This is a genomic window from Granulicella mallensis MP5ACTX8, assembly GCF_000178955.2.
Taxonomy (GTDB): domain Bacteria; phylum Acidobacteriota; class Terriglobia; order Terriglobales; family Acidobacteriaceae; genus Granulicella; species Granulicella mallensis.
Map to the genome: position 1 here is coordinate 1 of NC_016631.1, position 25,976 is coordinate 25,976.

17 protein-coding genes are annotated in these 25,976 nt (G+C 59.3%); 10 read left to right on the plus strand and 7 right to left on the minus strand.

The features are described 5' to 3' along the window. Positions 1-49 precede the first annotated feature (49 nt). From dnaA to dnaN, 3 genes are all read left to right on the plus strand, one after another. On the plus strand, positions 50-1,474 hold the full coding sequence (gene dnaA / locus ACIX8_RS00010; RefSeq protein ID WP_014263246.1) for a chromosomal replication initiator protein DnaA: 1,425 nt from the start codon (positions 50-52) through the stop codon (positions 1,472-1,474). Between the two features lie 642 nt (positions 1,475-2,116). Further along, a complete protein-coding gene (locus ACIX8_RS25785) occupies positions 2,117-2,266 on the plus strand; it encodes a hypothetical protein (protein ID WP_014263247.1) in 150 nt (49 codons plus the stop codon). Positions 2,267-2,593: 327 nt separating this feature from the next. Then, complete coding sequence (gene dnaN / locus ACIX8_RS00020) at positions 2,594-3,763, plus strand: DNA polymerase III subunit beta (RefSeq protein WP_014263248.1); 1,170 nt, start codon at positions 2,594-2,596, stop codon at positions 3,761-3,763. Positions 3,764-3,868: 105 nt separating this feature from the next. Here the strand turns inward: dnaN and ACIX8_RS00025 are convergent, their stop codons facing one another. From ACIX8_RS00025 to ACIX8_RS00045, 5 genes are all read right to left on the minus strand, one after another. Next, positions 3,869-5,203 (minus strand): ABC transporter ATP-binding protein, encoded by a 1,335-nt coding sequence (locus ACIX8_RS00025; RefSeq protein WP_014263249.1) that lies wholly within the window; start codon positions 5,201-5,203, stop codon positions 3,869-3,871. Positions 5,204-5,216: 13 nt separating this feature from the next. Then, complete coding sequence (locus ACIX8_RS00030; RefSeq protein WP_223295432.1) at positions 5,217-6,965, minus strand: ABC transporter permease; 1,749 nt, start codon at positions 6,963-6,965, stop codon at positions 5,217-5,219. A gap of 457 nt (positions 6,966-7,422) precedes the next feature. Continuing rightward, positions 7,423-8,073, minus strand: coding sequence for a hypothetical protein (locus ACIX8_RS00035; RefSeq protein WP_014263251.1), 651 nt, complete (start codon positions 8,071-8,073; stop codon positions 7,423-7,425). 186 nt (positions 8,074-8,259) lie between these two features. After that, complete coding sequence (locus ACIX8_RS00040) at positions 8,260-9,729, minus strand: GH1 family beta-glucosidase (protein ID WP_014263252.1); 1,470 nt, start codon at positions 9,727-9,729, stop codon at positions 8,260-8,262. Between the two features lie 123 nt (positions 9,730-9,852). Then, a complete protein-coding gene (locus ACIX8_RS00045; RefSeq protein WP_014263253.1) occupies positions 9,853-13,359 on the minus strand; it encodes a TonB-dependent receptor in 3,507 nt (1,168 codons plus the stop codon). 376 nt (positions 13,360-13,735) lie between these two features. On the opposite strand from ACIX8_RS00045, the gene ACIX8_RS00050 reads away from it, so the two are divergent. The 4 genes from ACIX8_RS00050 to ACIX8_RS00065 all read left to right on the plus strand — a co-directional run bounded on the left by ACIX8_RS00050 (position 13,736) and on the right by ACIX8_RS00065 (position 19,153). Further along, a complete protein-coding gene (locus ACIX8_RS00050; RefSeq protein WP_223295433.1) occupies positions 13,736-15,007 on the plus strand; it encodes a hypothetical protein in 1,272 nt (423 codons plus the stop codon). A 298-nt stretch (positions 15,008-15,305) separates the two neighbouring features. Next, positions 15,306-16,205, plus strand: a complete 900-nt coding sequence (locus tag ACIX8_RS00055; RefSeq protein WP_014263255.1) for a LysR family transcriptional regulator — start codon at positions 15,306-15,308, stop codon at positions 16,203-16,205. A gap of 419 nt (positions 16,206-16,624) precedes the next feature. Then, positions 16,625-17,896: a cupin domain-containing protein gene (locus tag ACIX8_RS00060; protein WP_014263256.1), complete on the plus strand. Its 1,272-nt coding sequence runs from the start codon at positions 16,625-16,627 to the stop codon at positions 17,894-17,896. A gap of 276 nt (positions 17,897-18,172) precedes the next feature. After that, positions 18,173-19,153, plus strand: coding sequence for a cation diffusion facilitator family transporter (locus tag ACIX8_RS00065; RefSeq protein ID WP_044175882.1), 981 nt, complete (start codon positions 18,173-18,175; stop codon positions 19,151-19,153). A 203-nt stretch (positions 19,154-19,356) separates the two neighbouring features. On the opposite strand, the gene ACIX8_RS00070 is transcribed toward ACIX8_RS00065, so the two are convergent. After that, complete coding sequence (locus tag ACIX8_RS00070; protein WP_044177473.1) at positions 19,357-21,498, minus strand: alpha/beta fold hydrolase; 2,142 nt, start codon at positions 21,496-21,498, stop codon at positions 19,357-19,359. Between the two features lie 61 nt (positions 21,499-21,559). Between ACIX8_RS00070 and ACIX8_RS00075 the strand changes: the two genes are divergently transcribed. Continuing rightward, a complete protein-coding gene (locus ACIX8_RS00075; RefSeq protein ID WP_014263259.1) occupies positions 21,560-22,060 on the plus strand; it encodes a DUF1003 domain-containing protein in 501 nt (166 codons plus the stop codon). A 276-nt stretch (positions 22,061-22,336) separates the two neighbouring features. Here ACIX8_RS00075 and prfA read toward each other — a convergent pair whose 3' ends face one another. Beyond that, complete coding sequence (prfA, locus tag ACIX8_RS00080; RefSeq protein WP_014263260.1) at positions 22,337-23,407, minus strand: peptide chain release factor 1; 1,071 nt, start codon at positions 23,405-23,407, stop codon at positions 22,337-22,339. A gap of 505 nt (positions 23,408-23,912) precedes the next feature. On the opposite strand from prfA, the gene ACIX8_RS00085 reads away from it, so the two are divergent. Both ACIX8_RS00085 and ACIX8_RS00090 read left to right on the plus strand, forming a co-directional pair. Next, positions 23,913-24,605, plus strand: a complete 693-nt coding sequence (locus ACIX8_RS00085) for a YcbK family protein (protein ID WP_014263261.1) — start codon at positions 23,913-23,915, stop codon at positions 24,603-24,605. A 41-nt stretch (positions 24,606-24,646) separates the two neighbouring features. Continuing rightward, positions 24,647-25,726, plus strand: a complete 1,080-nt coding sequence (locus ACIX8_RS00090) for an aromatic ring-hydroxylating oxygenase subunit alpha (protein ID WP_014263262.1) — start codon at positions 24,647-24,649, stop codon at positions 25,724-25,726. The last annotated feature ends 250 nt before the right edge of the window (positions 25,727-25,976 follow it).

Here is a 25,976-nt window from a genome sequence, read left to right on the forward strand (position 1 = left end):
TTGCAATAGGTTTCCCGAACTCCAATGGATTTTAAGAAAGACGATCACAATGTCATTTGTTCCGGTTGCCGCCGCCGTTCTGAATCAGTGGGTCCGCATTCTCGGTGCGCTCGAAAAGAAGATCAACCGGCAAAGCTTTGAAACATGGCTGAAGCCGACACGCTTCTCCCACATCACAGACCGCACGCTGTACGTGCGAATTCCCTCCGCCGAGTTTGAGCATGTCGGAGACCGCTATGCCGATCTCATCAGCGAAGCAGTCGACAATCTCGGGCTGGAGCTGGACCAGGTGATCTTTCAGGTTCCCCCTCCGGACCCTAACGCCGCGCGTCTGCGCGAAGATGGCGGATTCGCTCCGCAGCCCAGCCACAGCCTGAACGCTCCCCGCAGCCTGCGCAACGGCGCTCCCACCGGCAACGGTGTCGGGCCGGAGCAGTCACGCTTCGACTGGAACACTGCCGCACAGCTCAATCCGCGCTACCAGTTCGACAGCTTCGTGATCGGCAGCGGCAACCAGTTTGCCCATGCCGCTGCCCAGGCCGTCGCCGAGCGCCCCTCGAAGGCCTACAACCCGCTGTTCGTCTATGGCGGCGTGGGTATGGGCAAGACGCACCTGATGCAGGCCATCGGGCACCAGGTGAAGCTGCGCCAGCCGCATGCGGCAATCAGCTATGTCTCGGGTGAGAAGTTCACCAACGAGATGATCAACTCGGTCCGCTACGACAAGATGACCGGCTTCCGCGACAAATTCCGCACCGTGGATGTGCTGCTGATCGACGATATTCAGTTCCTCGCCGGCAAGGAGCGTACGCAGGAAGAGTTCTTCCATACGTTCAATGCGCTGCACGAGTCGATGAAGCAGATTGTGATCGCCTCGGACCGCCCTCCCAAAGAGCTGGCGGACTTTGAAGACCGTCTGCGCTCGCGCTTTGAGTGGGGCCTGGTGGTCGACATCCAGCCGCCCGACCTCGAGACCAAGGTTGCGATCCTGCAGAAGAAGGCGGAGCTCGAACAGACTGTTCTGCCGATGGATGTGGCTTTGTTCATCGCGGGTAACGTACGGACCAACGTGCGCGAGCTCGAAGGCGCCCTGGTACGTCTGATCGCGTGGTGCTCGCTGCATGGCGTGGAGATCACACTGCCGACGGCGCAGCAGTGCTTGAAGCAGTTCATCGACACGCAGGTACGCAAGATCACGATCGAAGCGATTCAGCGCGCTGTGGCTGAGAACTTCGGCATGCGCGTGGCGGAGCTGAAGCAGAAGAACAACTCGCGGCAGATCGTGGTGCCGCGGCAGATTGCGATGTACCTGGCCAAGCAGATGACGGAGGCCTCGCTGCCTGAGATCGGTCGTCAGTTCGGCGGCAAGCACCATACGACGGTGATGCACTCGATTGCGAAGATTGATGAGCAGCGCAGGAATGATAAGGATCTGAATCGTACGGTGAACAAGCTGATGGAGACGCTTGGGTAGTAGGAGATCGTCGAAGAGCAAAGGCCGCCCGGGTGGGCGGCCTTTGTGCGTTGTGGGGGCAGTTAGGTAGTGCGTGGCGTGGCGCGAAGCGCGTTCTGTGATGTTTCAGCATCACAGGGACGGAGGGAGCAGGGGCCTTCAGGCCCCTGAAATTAGAGGCCCAACGAGAATTGGCCTTTAGGCCCGGGCCTTCTTTCGGCTGCGAGCAAACGGCCCGGGGCTGAAGCCCAATTTTTGCCTGGCCCTTATTCCGTAGCCTAAAGGCTACGGCCCCTCCGTCTCTGCGACGCTGAAGCGTCACAGAACGCGCTTCGCGCCATTAAGTGACACTCCCCAAGTCTCAAATATTGCTCCATCTTTCTTTTCTTGATGCGTTCTGCTTTGCCTTAAAGCGATTGCCGTTATACCCAGCGCCACGCCTTGCCGCCCCCTCCAAGCCGCCTCCTCGAAAACCGTACCAGCTCTTCCACACTTCAACATTCGTATCCTAGCTTTCCACTTTTGCGCTGCCTGCGCGTTGGGGTGTGGGTAAAGTGGGTAGCGTTATCGCCTGTGTTGATGCGGTTCTGCGCGCGCTACGCACATTGCGTACGAGAGTCTTCCGGGGTGGCTCGACAGGGGTTGTGCAGAAAAGGGAAAACCATGGACCTAACCTCGGGGCTGTACCCGGTCGTCCGCATTGTTCGATTCCGGGTGGCTAGTTTTGGAAAGCTTGTGGACCCTGCAAGTGATGATCCTGAAACACTTCGCCCCGATATCCACTCTTCCACCCACAACGAGTACTACTACTAGTAATTCTTTCCCTTTCACCTAGTTTTGTAGAAGCGTTCTCGGCGAGCCTCCAGCAGGGTGGGTAGTTCGAACGAGAGCCACACCCTCGCCTCTTCCCCCTTGCGCCAGCATTCGTGGTCAAGGCACTAAACGAGAGTTCGGGCGGGCGTTTTTGGCCGATGTCCCGTCCCCCACAAAACGTCCCGGGATATTCACACCGAAAAGCGCTCGCACGAAGGGGCCCATTCGCCCTAGAATCAAGGGAACCCACGCACTCCGCGCGAAGGTGTAGCGAAAGCGGAGTTTGCAACTGGGTGAGTGCGCTATCAGCAAGGGAGAACCCTGACCGTGTCCACCGCCACCATCACGCCTGACGTCGCAGCGCCTACCGGCAATCTTGAGATCACCGTCTCGCGCGCGGAGTTGCTGCGCGAGCTTACTGCCGCGCAATCCGTCGTCGAGCGCAAGACGACGATCCCCATCCTCTCGAACTTCCTGTTCGAAGCCTCCGACGAAAAGCTCACGATCACCGCGACCGATCTCGACCAGTCGCTGAAGACGAGCTGCGTGGCGAAGGTGAAGAAGGCCGGCGCCTGCACGATCCCTGCCCGCAAGCTGTTCGATTACATCAAGCTGCTGCCCGAGGGCGACATCTCGATCAAGCTCATGGACAACCACTGGGTGCAGATCCGCGCAGGCCGCTCGAACACCAAGATGGTCGGCATGGCACGCGCGAACTTCCCCCAGGTGCCCGAGTTCCCCGAGGTCGGCGTGTTCAAGATCAACGCCGCCAGCCTGAAGAACATGATCGCGAAGACTATCTTTGCGATCTCGAACGAAGAGTCGCGCTACACGCTGAACGGTGCACTGCTGGTGCTGAAGGCCGAGTCGATGGCGATGGTAGCGACCGACGGTCATCGCCTGGCGCACATTGAGAAGCTTGGCGAGGCCCTGGAAGGCATCTCGGGCGAGAAGAAGACCCTCATCCCCCGCAAGGCTCTGGCGGAGCTCTCCGGGCTTCTGGGAGCGTCGGAGACGGACTTCGTGGAGTTCGCCGATGATGAGCAGTCGCTGTTCTTCCGCATTGGTGGACGCGTCCTGACCAGCCGCAAGCTGACCGGGCAGTTCCCCAACTACGAGGCCGTGCTGCCGCGCGACAACACGAAGTTCGTCATCGTGCGCTCGGAAGACCTGATGTCGTCGATTCAGCGCGTCGCCCAGTTTGCGGACGAGCGTTCGGGCGCGATCAAGATTCGCCTGGAGCAGAACGAGCTGAAGCTCTCGGCGCAGTCGACGGATGCGGGCGAGTCGGAAGACATCATCGAGACGCCGTACAACTACGATCCTCTTGTGGTCGGCTTCAACAGCTCGTACCTGGTGGACTTCCTGCGCGCGACCGGCGTGACCGGCGAAGTGCGGCTGGAGTTCAAGGATGCGCAGTCAGCCGGGCAGATGCGGCCGGAAGATGGCAACGAGGATGTGAAGTACCGCTACATCCTGATGCCGATGCGGATCTGAGCACTACGCGTGCTGCGAGACGCGCTTCGCGCAAAAAAGGCCCGCTCCAGGAGCGGGCCTTCGTATTTCTTCTACTGGATCTGCATCGTAGCAGGAGGACTCTCGCTATACAGCGGTTGGAGAATCCCGTTCGGCGATGTCTTCTTCGGGCTCCGCGAGATACAGGCGTTCTTCATCCGCGTCGTATTCGAAGAGGTGCGCGTAGCGGCCCCAGTCGATGAGCGTTTGAAACTGCTTCTCCGCTTCTTCATCCGAGAAGTGTTCATCCAGGATGTCCAACAGAAACTCTTTGCCGATACGCCCATCGCGCTTTTCTTCCAGCACTCGCAGGACGGTTGCGGTGAGAGGGACTCGGCTAAGAAGCTGTTCCTTGAAGATCTCATGGCTGCGGTGAACGCCGGCGGTAGCGAACTCTTTCCCTGTGTCCGTGAGGATCACATCGCCTTCCGCAACGCTGGCAAAGCCGAGGAGAGCCGACGCATCGACGGCCGGCAACAGGTCGTCGATCTCCAAGCGCAGATCATTTGCGAGTTGCGGCAGGTCCTCGCGTCCACCGCGATCATGGATGATCTCCAGCAAACCGCTGATGCCTCCCGAACGTGCATGCGGCAGCATCGGGAATCGCTTCGTTGGCTTCGCGGTTGCGGCGGGAATCTCTTCTACCGCGGCTTCGGGGTTCGTCATCACCGTATACACGTGATCCACCAACGCGCGAAAGCGAGGTCCGTTCTTATCTCTGGGGCGTGGAATGTCGACTCGGACTTCTCCGCGAATACGCCCCGGATTTGTGCCGAGGATCACGATTCGATCGGCGAGGAGGATGGCCTCCTCGATGTTGTGCGTGACCAGCAGAATGCTCTTGGAGGGGAACGAGCCCTTCTCCCATAGATCGCTGATTTCACCGCGAAGGTTCTCCGCGGTGAGGACGTCGAGGGCGCTGAAGGGTTCATCCATCATCAGCACATCCGGCTTCATGACGAACGCCCGGGCGAAACCCACACGCTGGCGCATTCCACCCGAAAGCTCCTTCGGATACGCGCCTTCAAACCCTTCTAGACCGACCATCTGCAGGGCGTGCATGGCTTCCTTCTCCGCGGTCTCTTTGGAGACTCCCCGGGCAGTCAACCCAAGCTCGGCATTTTCCTGGACGGTCAGCCAGGGGAGCAGTGCGAAGCTCTGAAAGACCATTGCGACGTCCGGGTTCGGTCCCCGCAGGAGAACGCCGTGACGCGTCACGGTACCAGTGCTCGGTTCAATGAGCCCCGCCAGGATACGCAGCAACGTGCTCTTGCCGGAGCCGCTGCGCCCCAGGAGCGCTACGACTTCACTGGGGGCAACGTTGAGCGAGACGGTCTCAAGAACTGTCTGCTCGCCTCCCGCAGAGAGAGGGAATGTCTTCGAGACCCGTTCGGCCGTCAACAGGGTTGTGGCTTGTGCCATGTTGCTTCTCCGATCAACTAAGTTGGAACCGCGTTTGAGCCAGACGATAGAGCGGCTTCCACAAAATACGATTCAAGGTGACGACGAACACGCTCATCAAGCTAACGCCGAGTACGATGCGCGGCCAGTCGCCGACCGAGGTTGCATCAGCGATGTAGGCGCCCAGGCCTGCGGCCCTCAGCGTCGTGTGTCCCCAGGAGACGATCTCGGCCACAATGCTCGCGTTCCAGGCTCCGCCTGAAGCGGTGATGGCGCCCGTGACCCAGGAGCCGAAGATGCTTGGGCCGATGAGGAACTTCCATTTGCGGAAGCCGCGAAGGCCGATGCTGGTGGCCATCTCGCGCAGATCGTTGGGGACGGACTGCGCTCCGCCAATGACATTGAACAGCAGATACCACTGCGCTCCAAGGGCCATCAACAACATGCTGCCCCAGTTCAAGTGGATACCCAAGCGGATAAAGATGAGCGTCGCAAACGGAAAGAGGAAGTTCGCTGGGAAGGAAGCGCAAATCTGTACCAGCGGCTGAGACAGGCGCGCGAGCCTGGGATTGAAGCCGATGGCAACGCCGATGGGGGTCCAGATAAGGGTGCTCAAGACCAGCAGCGCCAGCACCCTGGCTCCGGTTGCCAGCCCGAGCAGAGCGGCGTGGCCGACCTCGGCCATGCCGACGCTTGAAAGGATGAAGCGAACGGCGGCAACGATCATCCCCAGGGCCAGTAGCGAAACCACGACGTTGAAGACTCTATCCGCGGTCTTCGACGGGCTCGTGTGCCCCGGGTGCGGCTTCACTCTCGTGAGGTTGGAGAACAGCCGGTCCAGCCTGATCAAAGACGGGCCCAGGATGCATTCAAAGAGCGCAGGAAGGGATGCGGCGCGCCAAAGGTCAACGACCCAGAAGCGGCGTTCTTCGCCGGCACTCAATTCGAGCTTGTAACGATCGGCGATGGTGACCAGCGGCTTCCAGAAGAACTGGTCGATCAGCAGGACCAGAATGATCATCGTCACAACGGCCCAGGCGACCGCGTGCAGGTCGCGCGCGGCAATGGCGGAAGCCACATACGAACCCAGCCCGGGGAGCGTGTATTGCCGGTTCAACACGCTGATCGATTCGCTGGCAGCGAGGAAAAACCATCCGCCGCCGAAGCTCATCATGCCGTTCCAGACCAGGCCAATCACGGAAGAAGGCAGTTCCAGCCGCGTAAACCGCTCCCACTTGGAGAGGCCGTAGAGCGTTACCATCTCGTCCATCTCGGCCGGAACCGTGCGGAGGGACTGGTAGAACGAAAAGGCCATGTTCCAGGCCTGGCCTGTGAAGATGGCAAAGATGGAGGCGGCTTCGAGACCGAGCAGGCTGCCCCTGAACATCGCAATAAACAAGGTCACTGTGACGGAGAGGAAGCCGAGCACCGGGACGGACTGCAGGATATCCAGCAGCGGGATGAGGACCTTCTCCGCTCGCCGGCTTCGTGCGGCGGCATAGCCGTAGACGAAGGTGAAGAGGGTTGAGAATCCCAGCGCGATGAACATTCGTAGCGTAGAGCGAGCGGCGTAATTCGGAAGATTGCGCGGGTCCAGACTGATCGTTGGAATGACATCCGGCGGACTGAACTTGACGAGCGATTCAGCGCCTACTCGCGCGGCGACATACAGCAACACGAGTGTTCCGAGGCCAACGGCGATATCGGCGGCAGCGAAGGATGGTTGCGACTCTGATTCGGTCCGAAGGCCAAGGCCGAACTGCGGTATACGGGAAAACTTCACGGCCCTGTTGACCTTCCTCTCCAAATTTGCTCGGTGCGTCGGAAAAGGATACCAAAGCCATGTTGCGTTACCGCAAAACGGGTCTCACGCGAAAGAAGTGATACAAACTCTAGCCCCGCAGGGGCGGCCCCATCAAAGCCCAGGGTGAAACCCTGGGTTACAGAATCTCTATGAGGGATATAGCCCTGAAGGGGCGATCTATCGCGGGTGACTCGATAGGTCGCCCCTTCAGGGCTCAGCATCCTCTTAGCACCTTAACCCAGGGTTTCACCCTGGGCTTTGATGGAGCCGCCCCTGCGGGGCTAGAGTTTGTGCCGCTTCCTACTCTCTTTATCTCACTTGAAAATTGCTATTGCATCTCTACGGCACGCTAGTAAAGTCACGTGCTCTGAGCGGAGCACCTCACGCGAGGCGCTCCGCTCAGGATGACGATTTTGTGGGGGATGAAAGCAAGTGGCTAAAGAATATTGACGGCCCGCGCAGCCAGGAGAGCTACCGTCGTGAAGGAGATGAGCGCCTGGATCATCACCATGACCTTTGCCCAGGGTGACAGAACGGGAGTATCGGTGGGCGAAAAAGCCGTGCTGGTATTGAACGCCAGAAACAGGTAATCGATAAAACCGGGGCTCCAGCATTGCTCCCCCATGACTCGTTTCGACTTTTGATCGAGGGTCATCTGCGGAAACAGAAAGGCTCCATCGGTATGAACTCCGCGCAGTTCGCGTGCACGAGGCCCTCCCGCATCCAGACGCCAGTACCACGATGCGAAGACGAGAATGTTCGTGATCCATAGGGCAGCAGCGGAGATCAAAAGCTCTTTCGGCGTCTCCTTATGCGAGGGAAGGGCCAGCAGAAGAAGTCCCAGGGACCAAACCATGTCCACGGTCACGATGGAGACCATCAGATACCCCAGGACCTGGTTGAGACGGTTATCTCCATGAAGTCGTGCCAATACCGTGGGAATTGCAAGTACTGCCACGACAGGAATCAGTAGCCAGGCCGGCCCGATGGATAGAGACTCCGGCAGGGCCAGACGCAGGCCTCCGACAGCAAGAAGAGCTAGAATTGCGGGCCAGCGTGGCTCCAGATGGATAGAACGCGTTGTCATCAGGGTGTCTTCATCGATAGAACGTTTAAACCGGCCGGGACTGATCCTTCATCCCGGCACATGGGGAGAACTGAGTTCATCTTATTTGAGACAGGTGGGATTGAGACCGCGAAGCACATCGCTAAAAAAAGCCCTGTTCACGACGTTTTATCGTCATGAACAGGGCACCTAACTTGTAGGGAGCAGTTAGGAAACAGCGTTCTTCGCTATTACCTGCTTATAGAACTCCGCGCTTAACTTAGGCGTCCGCTGCTGCGTGGCGAAATCGACATAGATGATGCCGAAGCGCTTCTCGTATCCATCGGCCCACTCGTAGTTATCCAGCAGGCTCCAGAGGAAGTAGCCTTTGACCGGCACGCCCTCCGAGACTCCGCGCTGAAGCTGGGTGAGGTAGTTACGCAGGAACATGACGCGGTCCGTGTCGTAGACCTTGCCCTCAGGTGTGAGGTGGTCGCTCGACGAGGCGCCGTTCTCGGTGATGTACATCTCCTTCACCTTCCAGACCTCGTGGACCAGCTTCGGTCCCCAGTAGATGCCCTCAGGGCCGACGTTGAGCCAGGGGCTGAACATGTGGGGATAAGAGCTGGGAGGAGGCACGACGGCGTAGCCCTTCTCTGAGCTGTCCGCACGAACATACATGGGCTGATAGATGTTGATGCCCACGAAATCCAGCGGGCTGCGAATGATCTCCATCTCTTCCGCGGTGAACTTGGGAGCGTTTCCTCCAAGGCGCTTGAGGTAAAGGTCCGTGTAGCGTCCCTCCTGTACCACGGTGAGGAACGAAGCATTCTCTTCGCGCAGGGCCTTGTGTGCGGCTTCGATGTGTTCCGGCGATTCGACGACCGGCGTCGTCGCGGAGATATTCTCGGCGAGGCCGACCTTGGTGCCGGGCTTGACCGTCGCGCGAATCGCTCGCACGGCCAGGCCATGGCCCAGCACGACGTGGTGGTTCAACTGCGCGAGACGCTTGTCGTCGAGCTTGAGACCGGGCGCGTGCCTGCCTTCCCTGTTGCCTACGTCGACGAAGGTGCGCATCTCGTTCATGGTCATGAAGTGGTGGACATTATCCGAGAGCTTGCCTGCGGTGTAGCCGGCGTAGTCGGCAAAGGCCTTGGAGGTGTCATGGTTCTCCCAGCCGCCTTTGTCTTGCAGCGTCTGGGGGAGGTCCCAGTGATAGAGCGTGCAGAAGGGCTGAATTCCGGCTTCGAGAAGAGCGTCGGCCAGGTGATGGTAGAAGTCCAACCCCTGCGGATTAGGGGAGCCGGTGCCGGTGGGGAAGATGCGCGACCAGGAGACCGAGAAGCGGAAGGTCTTAAGCCCCAGACCCTTCATGATCTGGATATCTTCCTTGTAGCGGTGGAAAAAATCGTCGGCGACATCGCCGGTATCTCCGTTGTGGGTCTTGCCCGGAGTGTGCGAAAAGGTGTCCCAGATGGAGGGCCCGCGGCCAGCTTCGTGGACTGCGCCTTCTACCTGGTAGGAGGCGGTTGCCGAACCCCAGAGAAAGTCGCTGGGAAAGGTTCGGGTCGTCCCGGCGGAGTGCGTTGAGGGGGCTGGGGCGCCTTCGGTTGCGAATCCAACACGAGGTAAGGAGAGGGCTGCGGCGGAACCGCCCAGGATGCGGGCAAGGGTGCGGCGAGAGATGTTATTGAACACAGAAGCTCCAGGCTGCAAAATTCTTTAGTCAGTCAATCACAGCAATCAAGTGAAAAGCCAACGAGCCGCCGATCCGTGAAGGCTATCGGCGGCTCGCCGTGTTTCCAGTCAGTATTCGTCAGCTTAGAACTGTAGTTTCAAAGCGAACTGATACTGCCGGGGGGTGTAGTTCGGATCGGTTTGCGTAACGGTACCGAAGGCCGCATTGCCAAAGGCCTGGTTAGAACTGTTGTTATTCGCGATAAAGAAGTTCGGCGTGTTGGAGATGTTGAAGGTTTCGACACGGAACTGCACGTTCACAGCTCCCTTGATCGGAAAGTTTTTGAAGAGTGAGAGGTCTACGTGGCGGAAGTCGGGACCAAACAGCGAGTTGCGCTGCGTGCTTCCAACGGTTCCGAGGGCTTGAGGAGCGAAGGCTGTCGTGTCGAAGAACTGCGTCAGGGTCTTGTGGCTCAGACGGGCATCCTTGATCTGGTTGGGACGATCCGCTCCACCGCTGTTTTGCGGGACAGCGCGGTTGTTGAAGCCGTGCGGTACGCAGTGGTTTTGGAGGTCGCAGTCCGGAGGATTGTCGAGGCCGCTGCCGGATTCGGTGATCGAGAAGACCTTTCCGCTCTGCCATGCCGTGATGATATTGGTCTGCCAGCCGGAGACAAGGGCCTTCTTGATGCCGGTGAATTCCTTTCCGTACTGCAGTTCATAGTTGAGCGAGAGGGCGAAGCGGTTTTGGATATCGGTATCCGATTTGCCGTACTCGATCTGGCGAATGCGGGTCGGGTCAGCATGAGCCCAACCCTGGTCGCCTTGCTGGGAGAAGCTGCTGATGTCGGCCAGAGCCTTGGCCCAGGTGTAGTTTGCATCGAAGGCCAGTCCGTGGGTAAAGCGGCGCTGGAAGGAGGTCTGCAGGCCGTTGTAGTTTGAGACACCCTCGCTTTGGATAAAGCTCACACCGCCCAGATTGGGAAGCGTAGCATTCAGCGGACGATTTGCCCCGGCTGGATTGGTGAGGGGGTTGAAGGGCTTGGGCTGGTTGATGTTGTCGATCGACTCCGGCAGGTGCTGGCCGATGTTGCCGACATAGCCGATGGTGAAGACATTGGCGCCAACCTGCTGCTCAACCTGCAGATTGAACTGCTGGATGAGAGCCGATTTGAAGTTGGGGGCTTCGGCTACGAACCCGAGACCGGGAATCGTGGACAGGTTCGCGATCTGGGCTGCTGAGGGAGGTGCGGGAGACGGCAAACCCTCATTGATGGTTCCAGGCGCGTTTTGAAGTGCGCAATCGTCGTTTTGACCGGCAAATTGATTCTGGGCCTTTTCGATCTGGACGGCGAGGGTGGACTGGCAGGAGGGGCTGAAGACGGAGGTGAACGGGGCGTTCTTCAGATCGGCGTTCGAGGTGTAGTTGCCGGGGAAGAAGCTGAGACCGTAGCCTCCGCGAAGGACGAGTGAAGGCGTCATGGAATAAGCGAAGCCGAGGCGAGGAGCAACGTTGGAGTGATCGGTCGGAATATTTACCTGGGAGTTGACGCCATTGACACCGGCGATCTTCAAGGCACTGGATACGTTTCCGGCGCTCAGGGTGAGCGCCTCCGGGAAGTCGAAGTTCGAGATATGGTTATGCGCTTCGGTAAAGGGAGTAAAGACGTCGTAGCGAATGCCAAGGAGCAGCGTCAGCTTCGGGCTCACCTTCCAGCTATCCTGCGCGAAGCCGCTTGGCTCGTAGCTGCGGTAGTCGGGAGGGTTCAGGTTGAAGTTGCGGGTCTGGCTGTTGAAGGCGCCGACCAGGGTTGAAGCTAGCTGGTAGCCCTGCTGCGTCCTCTGGTCAGAGTTGGTGTCGCTGGGCAGATTGAACTGGTAAAAGCCGGCGGCAGAGGCACTCTGCACGTTACGGGCCTGTCTGCGAAGGAAGGCCGCGCCGAACTTGAAGTTGTGGTTTCCTTTGGTCCAGCTCAGTGTGCCGGAGTATTGGAAGGTGTTGTCGATGTCCTGTAGGGGAACATAGGCGCCGTCTCCAATATCGCCGAAGGGGCCGACGTTGATGGGGGTCAGGGAGTTGGCAAAGGGACTAAAGGCGGTCATGCTCGCATCAAAGCCAACGGTCTGGTCGGCATTCAGGCCGTAGTTGAGTGGGAGGGAGAGGTTGTTGATACGAGAGAAGGCTGCCCGGAGATCGAGCAGAAGATTCTGGCTAAAGATGTGCGTGTATCCGAAGGCATATTGCTGGGCTACATCGGTTGCCGGACCATCGAAGTTGTACCGGCCGCCGCTGATCTCAAGACCATTCACAGTTCCAAAGTTTGGAGGCGTGAAGGTATTGACCTTGTTATACGCAAAGCGCCCGAAGAACAGGTTCTTGTCGTTGAACCTATGGTCGACACGGGCATCGTACGTATTGGAGTTCTGCGTTTTGTTGGGGCTGATGATGTAGTTGTTGGCGAGTGAGCTGTTGGTGGGAGCTGGGAAGAGCTTAAGGTAGTTCAGAGTGATCGGATTGATGGGAAGGCCGGCCGTTCCGTTGGCTGCCGAGAGCAGCGACTCGGGGCTGTTGCCTGCGCCGATGCTATTGATGTCGTTGTACTCTTCGATCGTGGGCACCGTGCCGGAGTAGGTAACACCCGTAACCTGACGGAATCCTTCATAGTCGAAGTAGAAGAATGTTCTATCGTGGAAGATGGGACCGCCGATGCTGCCGCCATACTGATTCTGACGCAGTTCGGGCTTGCTTCCGGTGTTCTGAAAGAAGTTGCGGCCATCGAAGATGTCGTTGCGGAAGTATTCGTAGACCGAGCCGTGGAAGTGGTTCGTTCCAGAGCGGGTGACGATGTTGATAACGCCGCCTGCCGTACGGCCGACTTCTGCAGCGTAGCTGTTGGTCTGGATCGTGATCTCTTGAATACCTTCGACGTTCGGCTTGACGCCGATGGTGCCGATCACGCGTTCGTTGTCGTCGACGCCGTCAACGACCCAGTTGTTGAGTGCTTCGTCCTGTCCGTTCACGGAAAGGCCATCGGCATTGCTGCGGCGATCGTCCGGGCGGCCACCACTGCCGAGACCGTTGCCGGCACCTTCATTGGCACCCGGGACAAGATCTACGAGCTGAACGAAGTTGCGTCCGTTCAAGGGCAGATCCTGCACGGCTTTTGCTGTCACGGTCGAACTGACGGTGGCGCTGTCGGCCTGGAGCAGGGGAGTCTGGGCCTCCACGGTTACGGTCTCTGTTGTGCCGCCGGTTAATAGACGGACGTCGGCGCGGGCGCGATCACCGGCTTCCACAGCCAGGTTCGACGTCGTCGAGGTCTTGAAGCCGGATAACTTCACCGTTACGGAGTAGCGGCCGACCGGAAGCAGGGTGAATTGGAAGTCGCCGCTCGTATTAGTCACGTCCGTGCGCTGACTGTTAGTGTCGAGGTTCAACAGCGTGACGTTCGCGTTGGGAATGACCGCACCTGTGCTGTCGGTGACGGTTCCAAGGATGTCGGCGGTGGTCAACTGGGCATGCGCTGCCCCTGATCCGAAGAACAATCCGCCGATCAGGATCGTAAGAAGGATGAGCAGGCGTCCTGCCTGCCGGTGGAAGTTCTCGCACTGGCCTGTGCGGCGTTGCGTAAAGGTCGTATTTTCGATCATGTCGTTTCCTGTCTCGAAAGTCATGGGTCTCTGTTACTGAATTAGAGGCTGGAGGGTTAAATAGATGGGCGTTTCCCTTACGGGTTCGCGACATCCAAAGAGGGGCTTTTGGTTCGGCACGGATCATAGGACCCGTTTCTGTACCTGTATAGGGTTCATCTGGTATCTCACCGGAAGGTAAAGAGGTATTTGCCCGCAAACTCGCACTTTTTGAGGAAAGGTAAAGAAGAGGTAAAGAGAGCTATTGTCAGGGGTATAGGGGTTGGCCTATGCTGGGCAGCAACTTTCAAGAGGTATACCGATGAATCCTGTGGCCGACGAGACCAGCGTTTGGATCCCAAGGACGGAGGAAGACAAAGAGAAGGTCAGACAACAGATGAACCGTCTGTTGGAGACGAGCCATTTCAAAAACAGCAGGCGCTACCCTTTGTTATTCCGCTTCATCGTGGAGGAGACGCTGGAAGGCCGGGGCGAATTCCTGAAGGAGCGCCTCCTGGGTGTCCGCGTGTTCGAACGCCCGGCGGACTACGATACGGCGTCGGACCCCATCGTGCGGGTTACCATTGCCGAGATCCGAAAGAGGATCGCACAGTATTACCACGAAGAGGCGCATGAGTCGGAGATGCGCATCGAGTTGATGCCGGGCCGGTATGAACCTGAGTTCCGTCCCCGTAAAGAGGCCGGCTCCGACCAACATTCGATTGCCAGAGTGGCTGCCTTCCTCACAGACATCCAGGCTGCGGAAAACGCCGCTTCAGAGTCGCAGGCTGCTGCTGTAGCTACGGCGAGATCAGGCCGCAAACGCCTGGTGCTGTATGTCGTGGGAGTAGTGGCTGTACTTCTGGTTGCCCTGGGCGCCGGGTTTTTCTGGCGCGGGATGCACCCCTCCGCACTCGACGCTTTCTGGGGACCGCTGCTGGCCAATCGCCGGACGGTTGTCTTCTGCCTGCCGATGGAAGTTGAAAAGTCAGGCTCTCAGACCGCCGCCGCTGCCGGAATCCTGGTCCAGGACCCAGCAGCGACACCGAATCATCCCAACCCGCCGGTTGCTCCCGTGTCCGACACGCCTCTGACCTCCAGCTTTCTGGCACACGAGACCCTGGGAGAAAACATCGTCTTTTCGGATGCCCTGGCTACGCTGCGTATCTCTAATTTTCTGGCGGCGCACAATCGTGAATCCAACTACCGCCTGAACACGACGACGACGCTCGACGACCTGCGCCAGGGACCGGTGGTGCTGATCGGCGGCCTGGACAACCAGTGGACGCTGCGGGCGATCGCTCCGCTGCGTTACCGGTTCTCCGGAACGTACCAGGAGGAGTACTGGATCTCCGACGCAAAGAACCCTGAGATGAAGGACTGGGGTCTCGACCTGAAGATCCGACTCGCGGACGCGAAACGCGATTTTGCGATCGTCGCGCGTATCCATGATGAATCCACCGGACAGGTGGAGGTGATCGTGGCTGGAATCGGAATGAGCGGGACGGCCGCCGCCGGCGAGTTTCTGGTCGATCCACGACAGATGGAAGAGCTTCGCCGCCGTATCGGCCCAGGGTTTCAGGACCATGACTTTGAGGCGGTATTGAAAATGGATGTCGTGAATGGAATCGCGGGCTCGCCGAAGATTTTGACCGTGGCTGTCTGGTAGCGCGTTTTTGTTGTTTTTGTTTTTGCCTTTGCTGTTGTCTTTGCTTTTCTGGTTGTCATTCCGAGCGCAGCGAGTGAACCTACTGTCTCCCGTTCTTGGTTCGTACTGCCCAGAAAATAGGGGCGAAAACCACAGGGCTATAGCTTGCACTGACAGTAGTTAAAAACGGGAGGAAGCAGGTTCACTCGCTGCGCTCGGAATGACAACCAGAAAAGCAAGAACAAAGACACGCGATGAAACGGCATTGGCCTATAGTTCTTAGACTGGTTCCAGGAGAATCGCTCTAAGAACGCACACGATGGAGATCAAACATCTACGCTCATTTCTGGCCGTGGCGCAGGCGCTCAGCTTTACTGCTGCCGCGCGCAAGCTGCATCTGTCGCAGCCCGCGCTGAGTGCGCAGATCCAGGCTCTGGAGGCAGACGTTGGCGTGGCGTTGCTGGAACGCACGCGCCGCAGCGTGCGCCTGACTCCCTCCGGTGAGTTCTTCCTGCGCGATGCCGAAGCCATTCTGAAGATGGCGGAGGAGGCTCGCGCCAATGCCCAGCGCGTTGCCGCAGGTCAGGCCGGGCATCTGAAGATTGGGTTTGTCGCGTCGGCTGCGCTGGAGATCGTTCCTTCCATCGTGTTGGCCTTTCGGCGCAGCCATCCGCGCGTCACGCTCGACCTGCTGAACATTCGCACTACGGACCAGATCGCACTGCTCGAAGAGCGCAAGCTGGACGCAGGCTTCCTTCGTCTGCCCGCCGGCAGCAAGGGTCTCAGCATCACGCGCATTCACCGGGAGAGATTTGTGCTCGTCGTGCCGAAGGGCCATCGACTGGCAAACAGCAGGCCGTTCACGCTGAAGGAGCTGGAGCACGAACCCTTCGTCGCCTATGCCCGCAAGTGGGCGCCGGGGTTTTACGATCACTGGATAGGCATGTTCATCGCCGCAGGCTTCAGCCCCAGGGTCGTCTTCGAGGCGGGAGAGATGGAGACGATGCTGGCGATGGTCGGCGCGGGAGGCGGGATCGCCGTGGCTCCGCAGGGGCTGGTGCGACGCCAGGTGCGCAGCCTCGTCGTTCGTTCTCTGCCGCAGAAGGCCCCGCTCTCTGAGATCGGTCTGGCGATGCGTTCAGGCAACACCGATCCGCTCGCAGAGGAGCTGCTCCGCATCGCTATCAAACTCGATAAAAAGAGCGCCAGCGGCAGGTAGTCTGTGGAGCAGGATTGGTGCACTCATGGCTTTTGTTTTCCGTCTCCCCACAGAGGCGTCATCCTGAGCGAAGCGTCCCGGCTTTTGGGGACGCGGAGTCGAAGGACCCCGAGGGCTGCTATCTTGCCCAAGCCTTTTGAAGCTTTTCTATATCAAGCGTTCGCGCTCGGGCTTTCGTGGTGGGAAAGGTCCCGACGGCATGGGCGAGAGAAAGTCCCTCGGGGTCCTTCGACTGCGTACCTCGCAAAAGGCGCGAGGCGCTTCGCTCAGGATGACGATTCTGTGGGGGAAAAACAGAAGGCAAGCAGCCTAGTTCTCATAAATTTTGCTTATCTGTTTTTACTATCAATGTGAACCAAACATACGATTGGACAAATAACCAGGGTGAGCCTTGAATCAATTTCAAGGAGCATTCGACCATGCAAAACGAAACTGTAGCGATGAAAGAAAAAGAGCCCGTTAGCCGCCGTTCTTTTCTGGGCTCCGCAGCCGCCGCCATCAGCGCCGGAGCTGTTATCTCCGCGCCCTTCGCCTTCGCCCAGAGCAGGAGCGAGATCTTCAAGGGCGAACAGGATCATTCCGCCAGCAATCCCGGGCCGGTTAACAAAGCTATCGCCGGACAGAACGGCTCCTCCGAGCTGCCGCCCGACACCGACAAGGGCGACGTCAATCCCTTCTGGTACTCGTTCGATCTCTCGCATCGCCGCGTGCAGGACGGCGGCTGGACGCGCCAGGTAACGGAGAAAGACCTGCCCAGCTCCCGCGACCTCGCGGGTGTGAACATGCGGCTTACAGCCGGCGGCTATCGCGAGCTGCACTGGCACACCGCCAACGAGTGGGCGTTCATGATCTACGGCAACGCGCGCGTTACCGTGCTGAATCCCGACGGGACGATCTTTATCAACGATGTAACGGAAGGCGATCTCTGGTACTTTCCCGCAGGATTTCCACACTCGATCCAGGGCCTCGGGCCCGATGGCTGCGAGTTCCTGCTGGTGTTCGATGAAGGCACATTCTCCGAGTATCAAACCTTCCTGATCTCGGATTGGCTGGCGCATACGCCGCCCGAGGTGATCTCCAAGAACTTCGGTCTGCCGGAGTCCGCGGTGCGCAAGCTGCCGGACGATGAGTTGTACATCTTTCAGGGCGAGGTCCCCGGTTCTCTCGAGGACGATAAGAAGGCAGTGGGCGGCAAGGCTGTGGAGTCGAAGATCGACTACACCTTCCGCATGAAGGCGATGAAGCCCACGCTTGAAAATGCAAGCGGCGACGTAAGGATTGTGGACTCCAGCCTGTTTACGCCCTCGAAGGCGATCTCCGGCGCCCTGGTGCGCATCAAGCCAGGCGGAATGCGCGAACTGCACTGGCACCCGAACGCCTCCGAGTGGCAGTACTGGATTAGCGGCAGCGGCCGGATGACGGTCTTCGCCTCGTCGGGCAAGGCGCGCACGATGAACTTCAATCCGAATGATGTTGGCTTTGTACCGGCGGTGGCAGGCCACTATATCGAGAACACGGGGACGGAGGACCTTGTCTTCCTCGAGCTCTTCAGGAGCAGTTACTTCGCGGAGTTCTCGTTGAACCAGTGGATTCGCCGCCTGCCGCTACAGATGGCGGAGGACCACCTGCACCTGAGCGAAGGGGAGATCGAGAAGATTCCCAGTACGAAGCTCGATGTTTTAGGTAGATAAAGCTTTTCGTCGTTGTTTGTTTTTCGTCGTCATCCTGGGCGGTACGCGAAGGACCCCCGTATTGGCACGATGCCACTGGAGCGAACGCTGCTTGCTGGCTAGCATTGTTGGTCTGGGGCGGCCTAAACGGCTGTGCCCCTACCAATGCGGGGGTCCTTCGCCGATGGCTCAGGATGACGACGAGAAACAGACAACGGCAACAACCATGCCACTACAAATCACTTCCGAAGGCCGTTTCAAGCCTCTCGGATTCTGCCAAGCGTCTACACTAGAGATATGCCCGTCCCCGCCAAGTCCGGAGGCTCGATGCAGCGCATCCTCAAGTTTTCGCTTGCGCTGACCCTGCTCTATATTCTTGCAACACTGTTCTTCGGCCTGCGTGCGCATTCGCTCGCGCTGATCTCCGAAGCCGGGCACAACGTCTCCGACTTTCTTGCGCTCGCGCTCAGCTTCGTCGCGGTTTATCTGCAGACGCGGCCGGCAACCGATGAGCGTACCTTCGGCTACCAGCGTGCGGGCGTTCTGGCGGGCTTCGTTAACGCGCTCAGCCTCCTGGTGCTCGCCGTCTGGATCGCCGTTACGGCACTGCAGCGATTCTTTCATCCGGTCACCGTGGAGCCGCACCTGATGATGGCCGTCGCCGCTGCCGGCGTCGTCATGAACGGCGCGATCGCCGCGCTGCTCTGGAAGTTCTCCGGCGACGTCAACATCCGCAGCGTCTTCCTGCACATGCTGGGCGACACGCTTTCGACCGCTGCCGTCATTCTCGGCGGCCTGGCCATTCTGTTCACGCATCAGCAGTGGATCGATCCCCTGCTCTCGCTGATCATCGCGGCGATGATCCTGTGGAGCTCGTGGGGCATCGTGCGCGAGACACTGCACATCCTGCTCGAAGGTACGCCGCGCTCGCTCGACCTCGGAGAGATCCGCGCCGCCATGCAGGGTGTGGAGGGCGTCGTGAACGTGCATGATCTGCATGTCTGGAGTTTGACCTCGCAGTCGCATGCGCTCTCCAGCCACGTACAGGTCATCGAGATGCAGCTCGCCGAGAGCGAAGCCGTGCTGGAGCGGATCAATCACCAGCTACGCGATCACTTCGGCATTCATCACTCGACGATCCAGATCGAAGTGACCGACTGCCCCACGGTCGATGGCTGCGTCTCGCCGCCGGAGCCGGATGTGATCGACGGCCACTCGCACCATCATCATGGGCCGGGTGGGCATCATCATGGTCATGAGCATAGTCACGCGCATTGAGGCGATGTTTTTGTCTTTCGTCTTTCTCCGTCATCCTGAGCGGTACGCGAAGGACCCCCGCATTCTGCACCATGCCTGATCGAGCGAACGCTGCCTGCCAAGCTTCGGTTGTTTAGACCTGTGCCTGGCCGAGATGCAGTGGCGGACCCCAATGCGGGGGTCCTTCGCCGATGGCTCAGGATGAAGACGAAAAGCGGGTGGTGCTATTGCCCGGGCTTCAGCGTCCGCTCAAAAAACTTCGCCGCCGCTTCATAGCTCGCGAGCCAGTCGCGATGCAACAGAAAGTCATGCACCTCATCAGGCAGGATCAACTCTTCGACAGGCACACCGCGAGCGCGCAGGACATCGGCCAGCACCGGAGTCTCGGCGTAGGCGACTTCGGGGTCGTCATCCCCATGAATGAAGAGCACGGGCGAGCGCCACTGATCCGCCGCCGCAATCGGTGAGCTGCTGCGAGCCTTTAGAGAAATCGCATCTTTCTCTGCATTTGATCCGCGCAGCCACTTGGCAGCGTCGTCTTCGAGGTTCCAGTCGTGGACTCCGTGAAAGTCCACTCCTGCGGCGAACAGGTCGGAGTTACGCGCCAGTGCCAGGGCTGTCAGGTAGCCGCCATAGCTCCCACCCCACACGCCGATGCGCTTCACGTCGACATCGTCGCGAGAGCGCAGATAGGCAGCGGCAGCGAGCACGTCGTTGTATTCCTTCGCCCCGGCGGCTCCTGAGTCTTCGCACTGGCGAAAGTCCATTCCATAGCCGATGCCGCAGCGATAGTTCACCGAGAGCACGATGAATCCGCGCGAGACGAGGTACTGGTTCATGGCATAGGCGTTGGAGTAGTAGTCCATCGCCGGATAGCCAAGCAGCATCTGCCGCTCAGGGCCGCCGTGGAAGAAGACGATGGCGGGCCGTTTGCCTATCCTGCTCACCAACTCTGGTTTGAACAACTGCGCATGGAGAGCAATCCCATCCGTCGAGTGCAAGAGCACCTGCTGCGGCGTGACTAACGTAGCCGGATAGCTTTGCGGCAGAGCGCCAGCATGTAACGCCGCAAGTGTTCCATTCGTAGCCACCAGCACAGGGTGCGAAGGCGTACGCGCATCGGAAGCAATGGCCGCAATTTTGCCGGTGGAATCCATCTGAGGATGTGTCTCAATTCCGCTGCCGTGAGTAAGCGCCATCGGCTCTGCGTTCGCGTGAACAAGATCGATCTTCCAGAGATGACGGCGATCGGCATCGGTGGCGTTGGAGGTGTAGAGGATCGTTCGTCCACCAGAATCCAACGTGGCATCTTCCACCTCGAAGGCTCCAGGAGTAAGAAGACGCGGCTGCGAACCATGCTCGTCAAGTTTTGGCGACTTGTCTTTGCTAGTAATTTGTATCGAGTAAAGATGCACCCAGCCATCCGCTTCACTGAAGAAGAGCAGCTTGCTACCTACAGTCCAGAACACATGCGGGCCGCCGCTTGAGAGGTGAGGCAGAACACTCCCGCGCTCGTTGGGCTTCGGCGAGTAGAGAGTATGCGCTTCACCGCTGGCGCCATCCGCAAGCTGAATTGACCAGGGATACGCGGAGGTGCGGTTGGTCGCGAACTCCGGAACCTCTGTAAACGGCTTGCGCAGCCAGGCAATCTGTCTGCTGTCGGGGGAGAAACTCGGCGCGAGATCGCTGCCGGTCGAAGGCGCGAGAAAGCGGAGTGTGCGCGTGCCCAGATCGAAGAGGCCGATAAAGCTGTGGTCTTTACGGCGGCTGACGAAGGCCAGCAGCTTGCCATCCGGGGAGAGCGTGAGGGAGCTCGCGGAGCCACGGTCGAAGACAAGCTGATGTGCAGCAGTGGGAGCCGTGAGATCCGCGCTCCAGATCTGGCCTCCGCGCAGGAACAATACGCTTCGCCCATCGCGCGAAAACAGAGGGGCATGGCCTTCGCCAAGCAGCATGGGCTGCTGCCCTGCGGCGAGCGGTTGCACCCACACTTCGACCGGGGTGGGCCTCTGCAGGTGTGCCGGGTTTGCAGGCTTGCCGCCGGCACCGTTCTCCGCGCCGCGGTTGTAGGCAAGGCTGGTGCCGTCAGGGGACCAGGCGAGGCCGTCGATGTCCTGCCCATCGTCCTCGGTGTAGGTCGTGATCTGCCGCGCAGCCGCCTGCGGTCCGCCTACCCAGATATTGCGGCGTCCTTCGGCGTTTTCTATCCAGGCAAATTGCGTGCCGACTGGGGCTGCGGTAAGCGCGAGCGCATAGGGCGCGCTGAGAATCTGCTGTAGGGTAAAGACTTGTTGGGCTGGTGCCGGACTTGTGGCGGCCAGGCTTGTGGCGACAAGAATCAACGCAAGAGGAAACAAGCGGCGCATACGGGGAAGATTATCAGCGGATAGGCCGTCGTGCATCCAATTCATGTAAGGGGCGTATGCCATGTCGCAGAGCCATGTTCAGGACCACATCGAACTGATCGCGAAACATGAGCAGGAGTTTCTCTCGCAGCGGTCGCGCGCGGTGCGGGCCAGTGACGCCATTGCGGGATTTGTCGGCAGCCTCTCCTTCGTCGTGGGACATCTTTGCGTGTTTGCGTTGTGGATCGGGTACAACCTTCTGCCCCATACCCGGCACTTCGATCCGGCTCCGTTTTCTCTGCTGCAGACGTGTGTTGCGATGGAGTCGATCCTGGTGGCGAGCTTCATCCTGATGCGGCAGACCCGCCTGGGCCGCCGCTCGGATGAGCGCGACCACCTGATGCTGCAGATCCTGATGCTGACCGAGAAGGAGATCACTGCCGTGCTGGGCATGGATCGGCATATCGCCAACGAGATGGGCTTGAGCCGGGAGGCCAATACCAAAGAGGTGCGCGAACTGAGTCAGGACACGTCGATTGAAGATGTGGCGCAGACGATTCGAGAGAAGTTGCCGGAGAAGTGATGGGGTGACGTTTGCTATCTCAACCTACCCAAAACCTTGTCATCTCGACCGAAGCATGACGGCTCTATGTCATGCGGAGTGGAGAGACCTGCAGTTTGCCTGTGCGGGTGATATTGCCTCCATGGGCAAGCCTGCAGGTCTCTCCACTGCGGCGCAAAAGAGCGCCTTCGGTCGAGATGACAGCGTTTGGGGTGGTCTATTTAAAAGTAAAGAGCAGTCGTTTTAAACGACTGCTCTTTACTTCAATCTCTCCGCTGTGTAGACGCAAAGCCCAAATCAGGCAGCGACTTCTGCACGCAGCCGCTCCGCCGTGTAGTGTGCGATCAACGCGTCTACCGTCGGCTGCAGCAGGCCTTCCATCACCATCGCAAGCTGATGGTTCGTCAGCCCGATGCGGTGATCGGTCAAGCGGTTCTGAGGGAAGTTGTAGGTGCGGATCTTCTCGCTGCGATCGCCTGTGCCGACCTGTTGCTTGCGCTCCTTGGCCTGAAGCTGGTGAACACGCTCTGCCTCGACTTCATACAAGCGCGCGCGCAGAACGCGCATGGCCTTTTCGCGATTCTTGATCTGCGACTTCTCATCCTGGCAGCTCACGACCGTGTTGGTCGGCAGGTGCGTGATGCGGATCGCCGAGTAGGTCGTGTTTACCGACTGTCCGCCGGGGCCGGAGGAGCAGAAGGTGTCGATGCGCAGGTCCTTAGCCTCGACCTTCACGTCAACCTCTTCAGCCTCGGGCAACACGGCTACGGTGATGGCGGAGGTGTGTACGCGGCCCTGGGTCTCGGTCGCGGGAACGCGCTGCACGCGGTGCACGCCGGACTCGTACTTCATCTGCGAGTAGACCTTGTCGCCTTCGAATATGGCCGTCACGTCCTTCAGGCCGCCCACGTCGGAGTCGGTCTGGGAGAGTACTTCCACCTTCCACTTGTGCTGCTCGGCGAAGCGCAGGTACATGCGGAAGACTTCGGCGACGAACAGCGAGGCCTCGTCGCCGCCGGTGCCTGCGCGCAGTTCGACGATGACGTTCTTATCGTCGTTCGGGTCCTTGGGCAGCAGCAGTACCTTCAACTCTTCTTCCGTGGTGGCAAGCTTCGGCTCAAGTGTAAGGAGTTCGTCCTCGGCCATAGCGCGCATCTCGGCGTCACTCTCGGTGAGCATGGCTTTGGCTTCGGCGACGCCGTCGCGCAGCTTGCGGTACTCGCGGAACTTGTCCACCGTGGGTTCCAGGTCGCGATGCTGCTTGGCGACGGTCTGAAACTTCTTCTGGTCGGAGACCAGGGTGGGGTCGCCCAACTGGCGGCCGAGGTCTTCGTAGCGTTCTTCAATCTGGTCAAGGCGGTCGAACATAAGGCGGCTCCTCCTGCGAGGGCAGGGATTAGGGCACAGGGATTAGGGATTAGAAAACGAAACAGAGCGGGTGGGCGCAGCTAGGCAAAGTCGTGACGAGGAGGCGTCACGCGGGAGGTGCTCACCGAATTTGTGCCTGTGCGAAACATGTCTATTTAGATGATACAGCCGCCGTCAAGGGTGCGTAGACGTGGTATCGGTATCGGCTTTGAGGCCAGGACCTGCAAGGATCGTAGTTGCTGTTGCCTGTTTTTCGCCGTCATCCTTCGCGTACCGCTCAGGATGACGACAAAAAACAAACAACGGCGGAAAACAGGTAACAACGAAACCAGGCAAAGGCAAAAGGTTGCCCCGGAAGCTACTTTGACAATGTCTTTACAAATACATGACATCGCAAAACCCAACTCTCACGCTAGAATGGCAGTAGAGAAATGGCGATTAGCGAATTCCATTCGCCCGGCCTGACTTGCAAGTGCAGACCATCCTCTCCCGGAGACTAACTTTCTTGAATCTGCGCCTCCTTCCCGCATCGTTCTCCTTCCCTATACGCAAACTCGCGTTTGCTGGTTTTGCCCTCGCCGGTCTGCTCGGCCTGAGCCTTCCTGCCTCTGCTCGCAGCACACGAATGCACATGCACTCACGCGTACTGGCCTTCAGGCCGGTGGCCCTGCTTTCTCCTGGAACCCTGCCCGAGGACGGCGAAAGCCTGCCCACGGCCGGCCACAAGTACGAGTTGAAGCTCTACCATCTGCACACCGGCGAGAGCATCGACGTGGTCTATCGCATCGGCAATGTGTACATTCCTGCCGCGATGGAGAAGCTCAACCACTTTCTGCGCGACCACCGGACCGAGGATGAGAGCCACTACGATCCCCATGAGTTCGACCTGTTGCACAACCTGCTGGCCCGGCTAGGCCGCCCGCAGGGCATGATCGACGTCGTCTGCGGCTATCGCACCCCGGAGAGCAACGAGTACCTGCGCACGCTTAGCGCGGATACCGGCGTGGCCAAGCATTCGCAGCACATGGAGGCCAAGGCGATCGACATCCGCGTGCCCGGCATCCGTACCCGCCGCCTGCGCGATGCTGCGCTGAGCCTGCAGGCCGGGGGCGTCGGCTACTACCCGATCAGCCAGTTTGTGCATGTCGACGTGGGTCCAGTCCGCCACTGGACATTCTCCGGTCATGGCGACAGCTAGGCCCGATTGATCCAACCTTGCACCTGAGGCCATAATGCTTCATGACGACCTCTACCAGCTTCCTTCCGGCCTCTGAGTTAGTTTCAGCAGAGTCTGCGCAGGCCGTTCTCCCCCGCGGATGCACCTTTACCGAGTCCGACTGGCGGGCGCTTGCGCCATTCTGGTACCCGGTCGCCTTCTCGCACGAGGTCGGCAGCCAGCCCTACGCGGCGACTCTGCTTGATGAGCGCGTTGTGGTCTATCGCCTCTCCGACGGCAAGCTGGCCGCGGCACGGGATATCTGCCAGCATCGCGGCGTTCCGCTGAGCATGGGGCACGTCGAAGGCGACGAGATCATCTGCAAATATCACGGGCTGCGCTACGACCGCGAGGGCCGCTGTACCTGCATCCCCGCGCATCCCGGCGGAGCGATCTCGCCACGCCTGCGCCTCCAGATGTTTCAAGTGCAGGAGCGCTATGGCCTGGTGTGGGTGCGGCTGGTGGACAACGGACCGCTGGCATTGCCGGAGATGAACGAGTGGGACGACCCGGCTTACCTGACGGTACTGCCCAACAGCGTTCCGATTAAAGCCGCCGCAGGGCGCCAGATTGAGGGCTTCCTCGACGTCAGCCACTTCGCGTTCATCCACACGGAGAGCTTCGGCGAGGCAGACAACACGGTCGTGCCGGACTATCCCATCACGAAGACTCCGGCTGGGTTTGTGGCCGATTACATCAGCACGGTCAGCAACTACTCGCATGGGTACAAGCACCTGAACCCGCCGGACTTTCTCTGGCGCAGGCGGTTCGAGGTCTACTACCCCTTTACGGCAAAGCTCACGGTCTTCTTTCCGAACGACGGCCAGCTCCACATCATGAATGCGGCGTCGCCGGTCTCCGCGCGGCAGACGCAGCTCTTTGTGCCGATCTGCCGGAACTTCGATAAGGACGCTCCGCTGCAGGCGACGCTCGACTTCAACCACCAGGTGTTTGCGGAGGATATCGCGATCGTGGAGCGGCAGTGGCCGGAGGATCTGCCGATCGATCTCCAGGAAGAAGCGCATTTCCCGGCGGATCGCAGCTCGATTGCCTATAGAAAGGGACTTGCTGCTCTGGGTCTGGGGCGCAGTTATACGGCGTAGAAGGTGTTTGGTGTCACTCCTGCTGTTGTCTTTGCTTTTCTGGTTGTCATTCCGAGGCGTAGCCGAGGAACCTGCTGTCTGCTTGGATTGTCCATGACTTTCGCATGGCAAGAACGGAAGGGCACGGTTTCAACCGTGCCAATAGAAGCGCAACAGCACGAGGAGAGATAAAAGAACGGCTCTACGGCATGGCAGAAGCCATGCCCTTCCGTTCTTGCCTCACGAATAGCAGTGCACGCGACCAGCAACG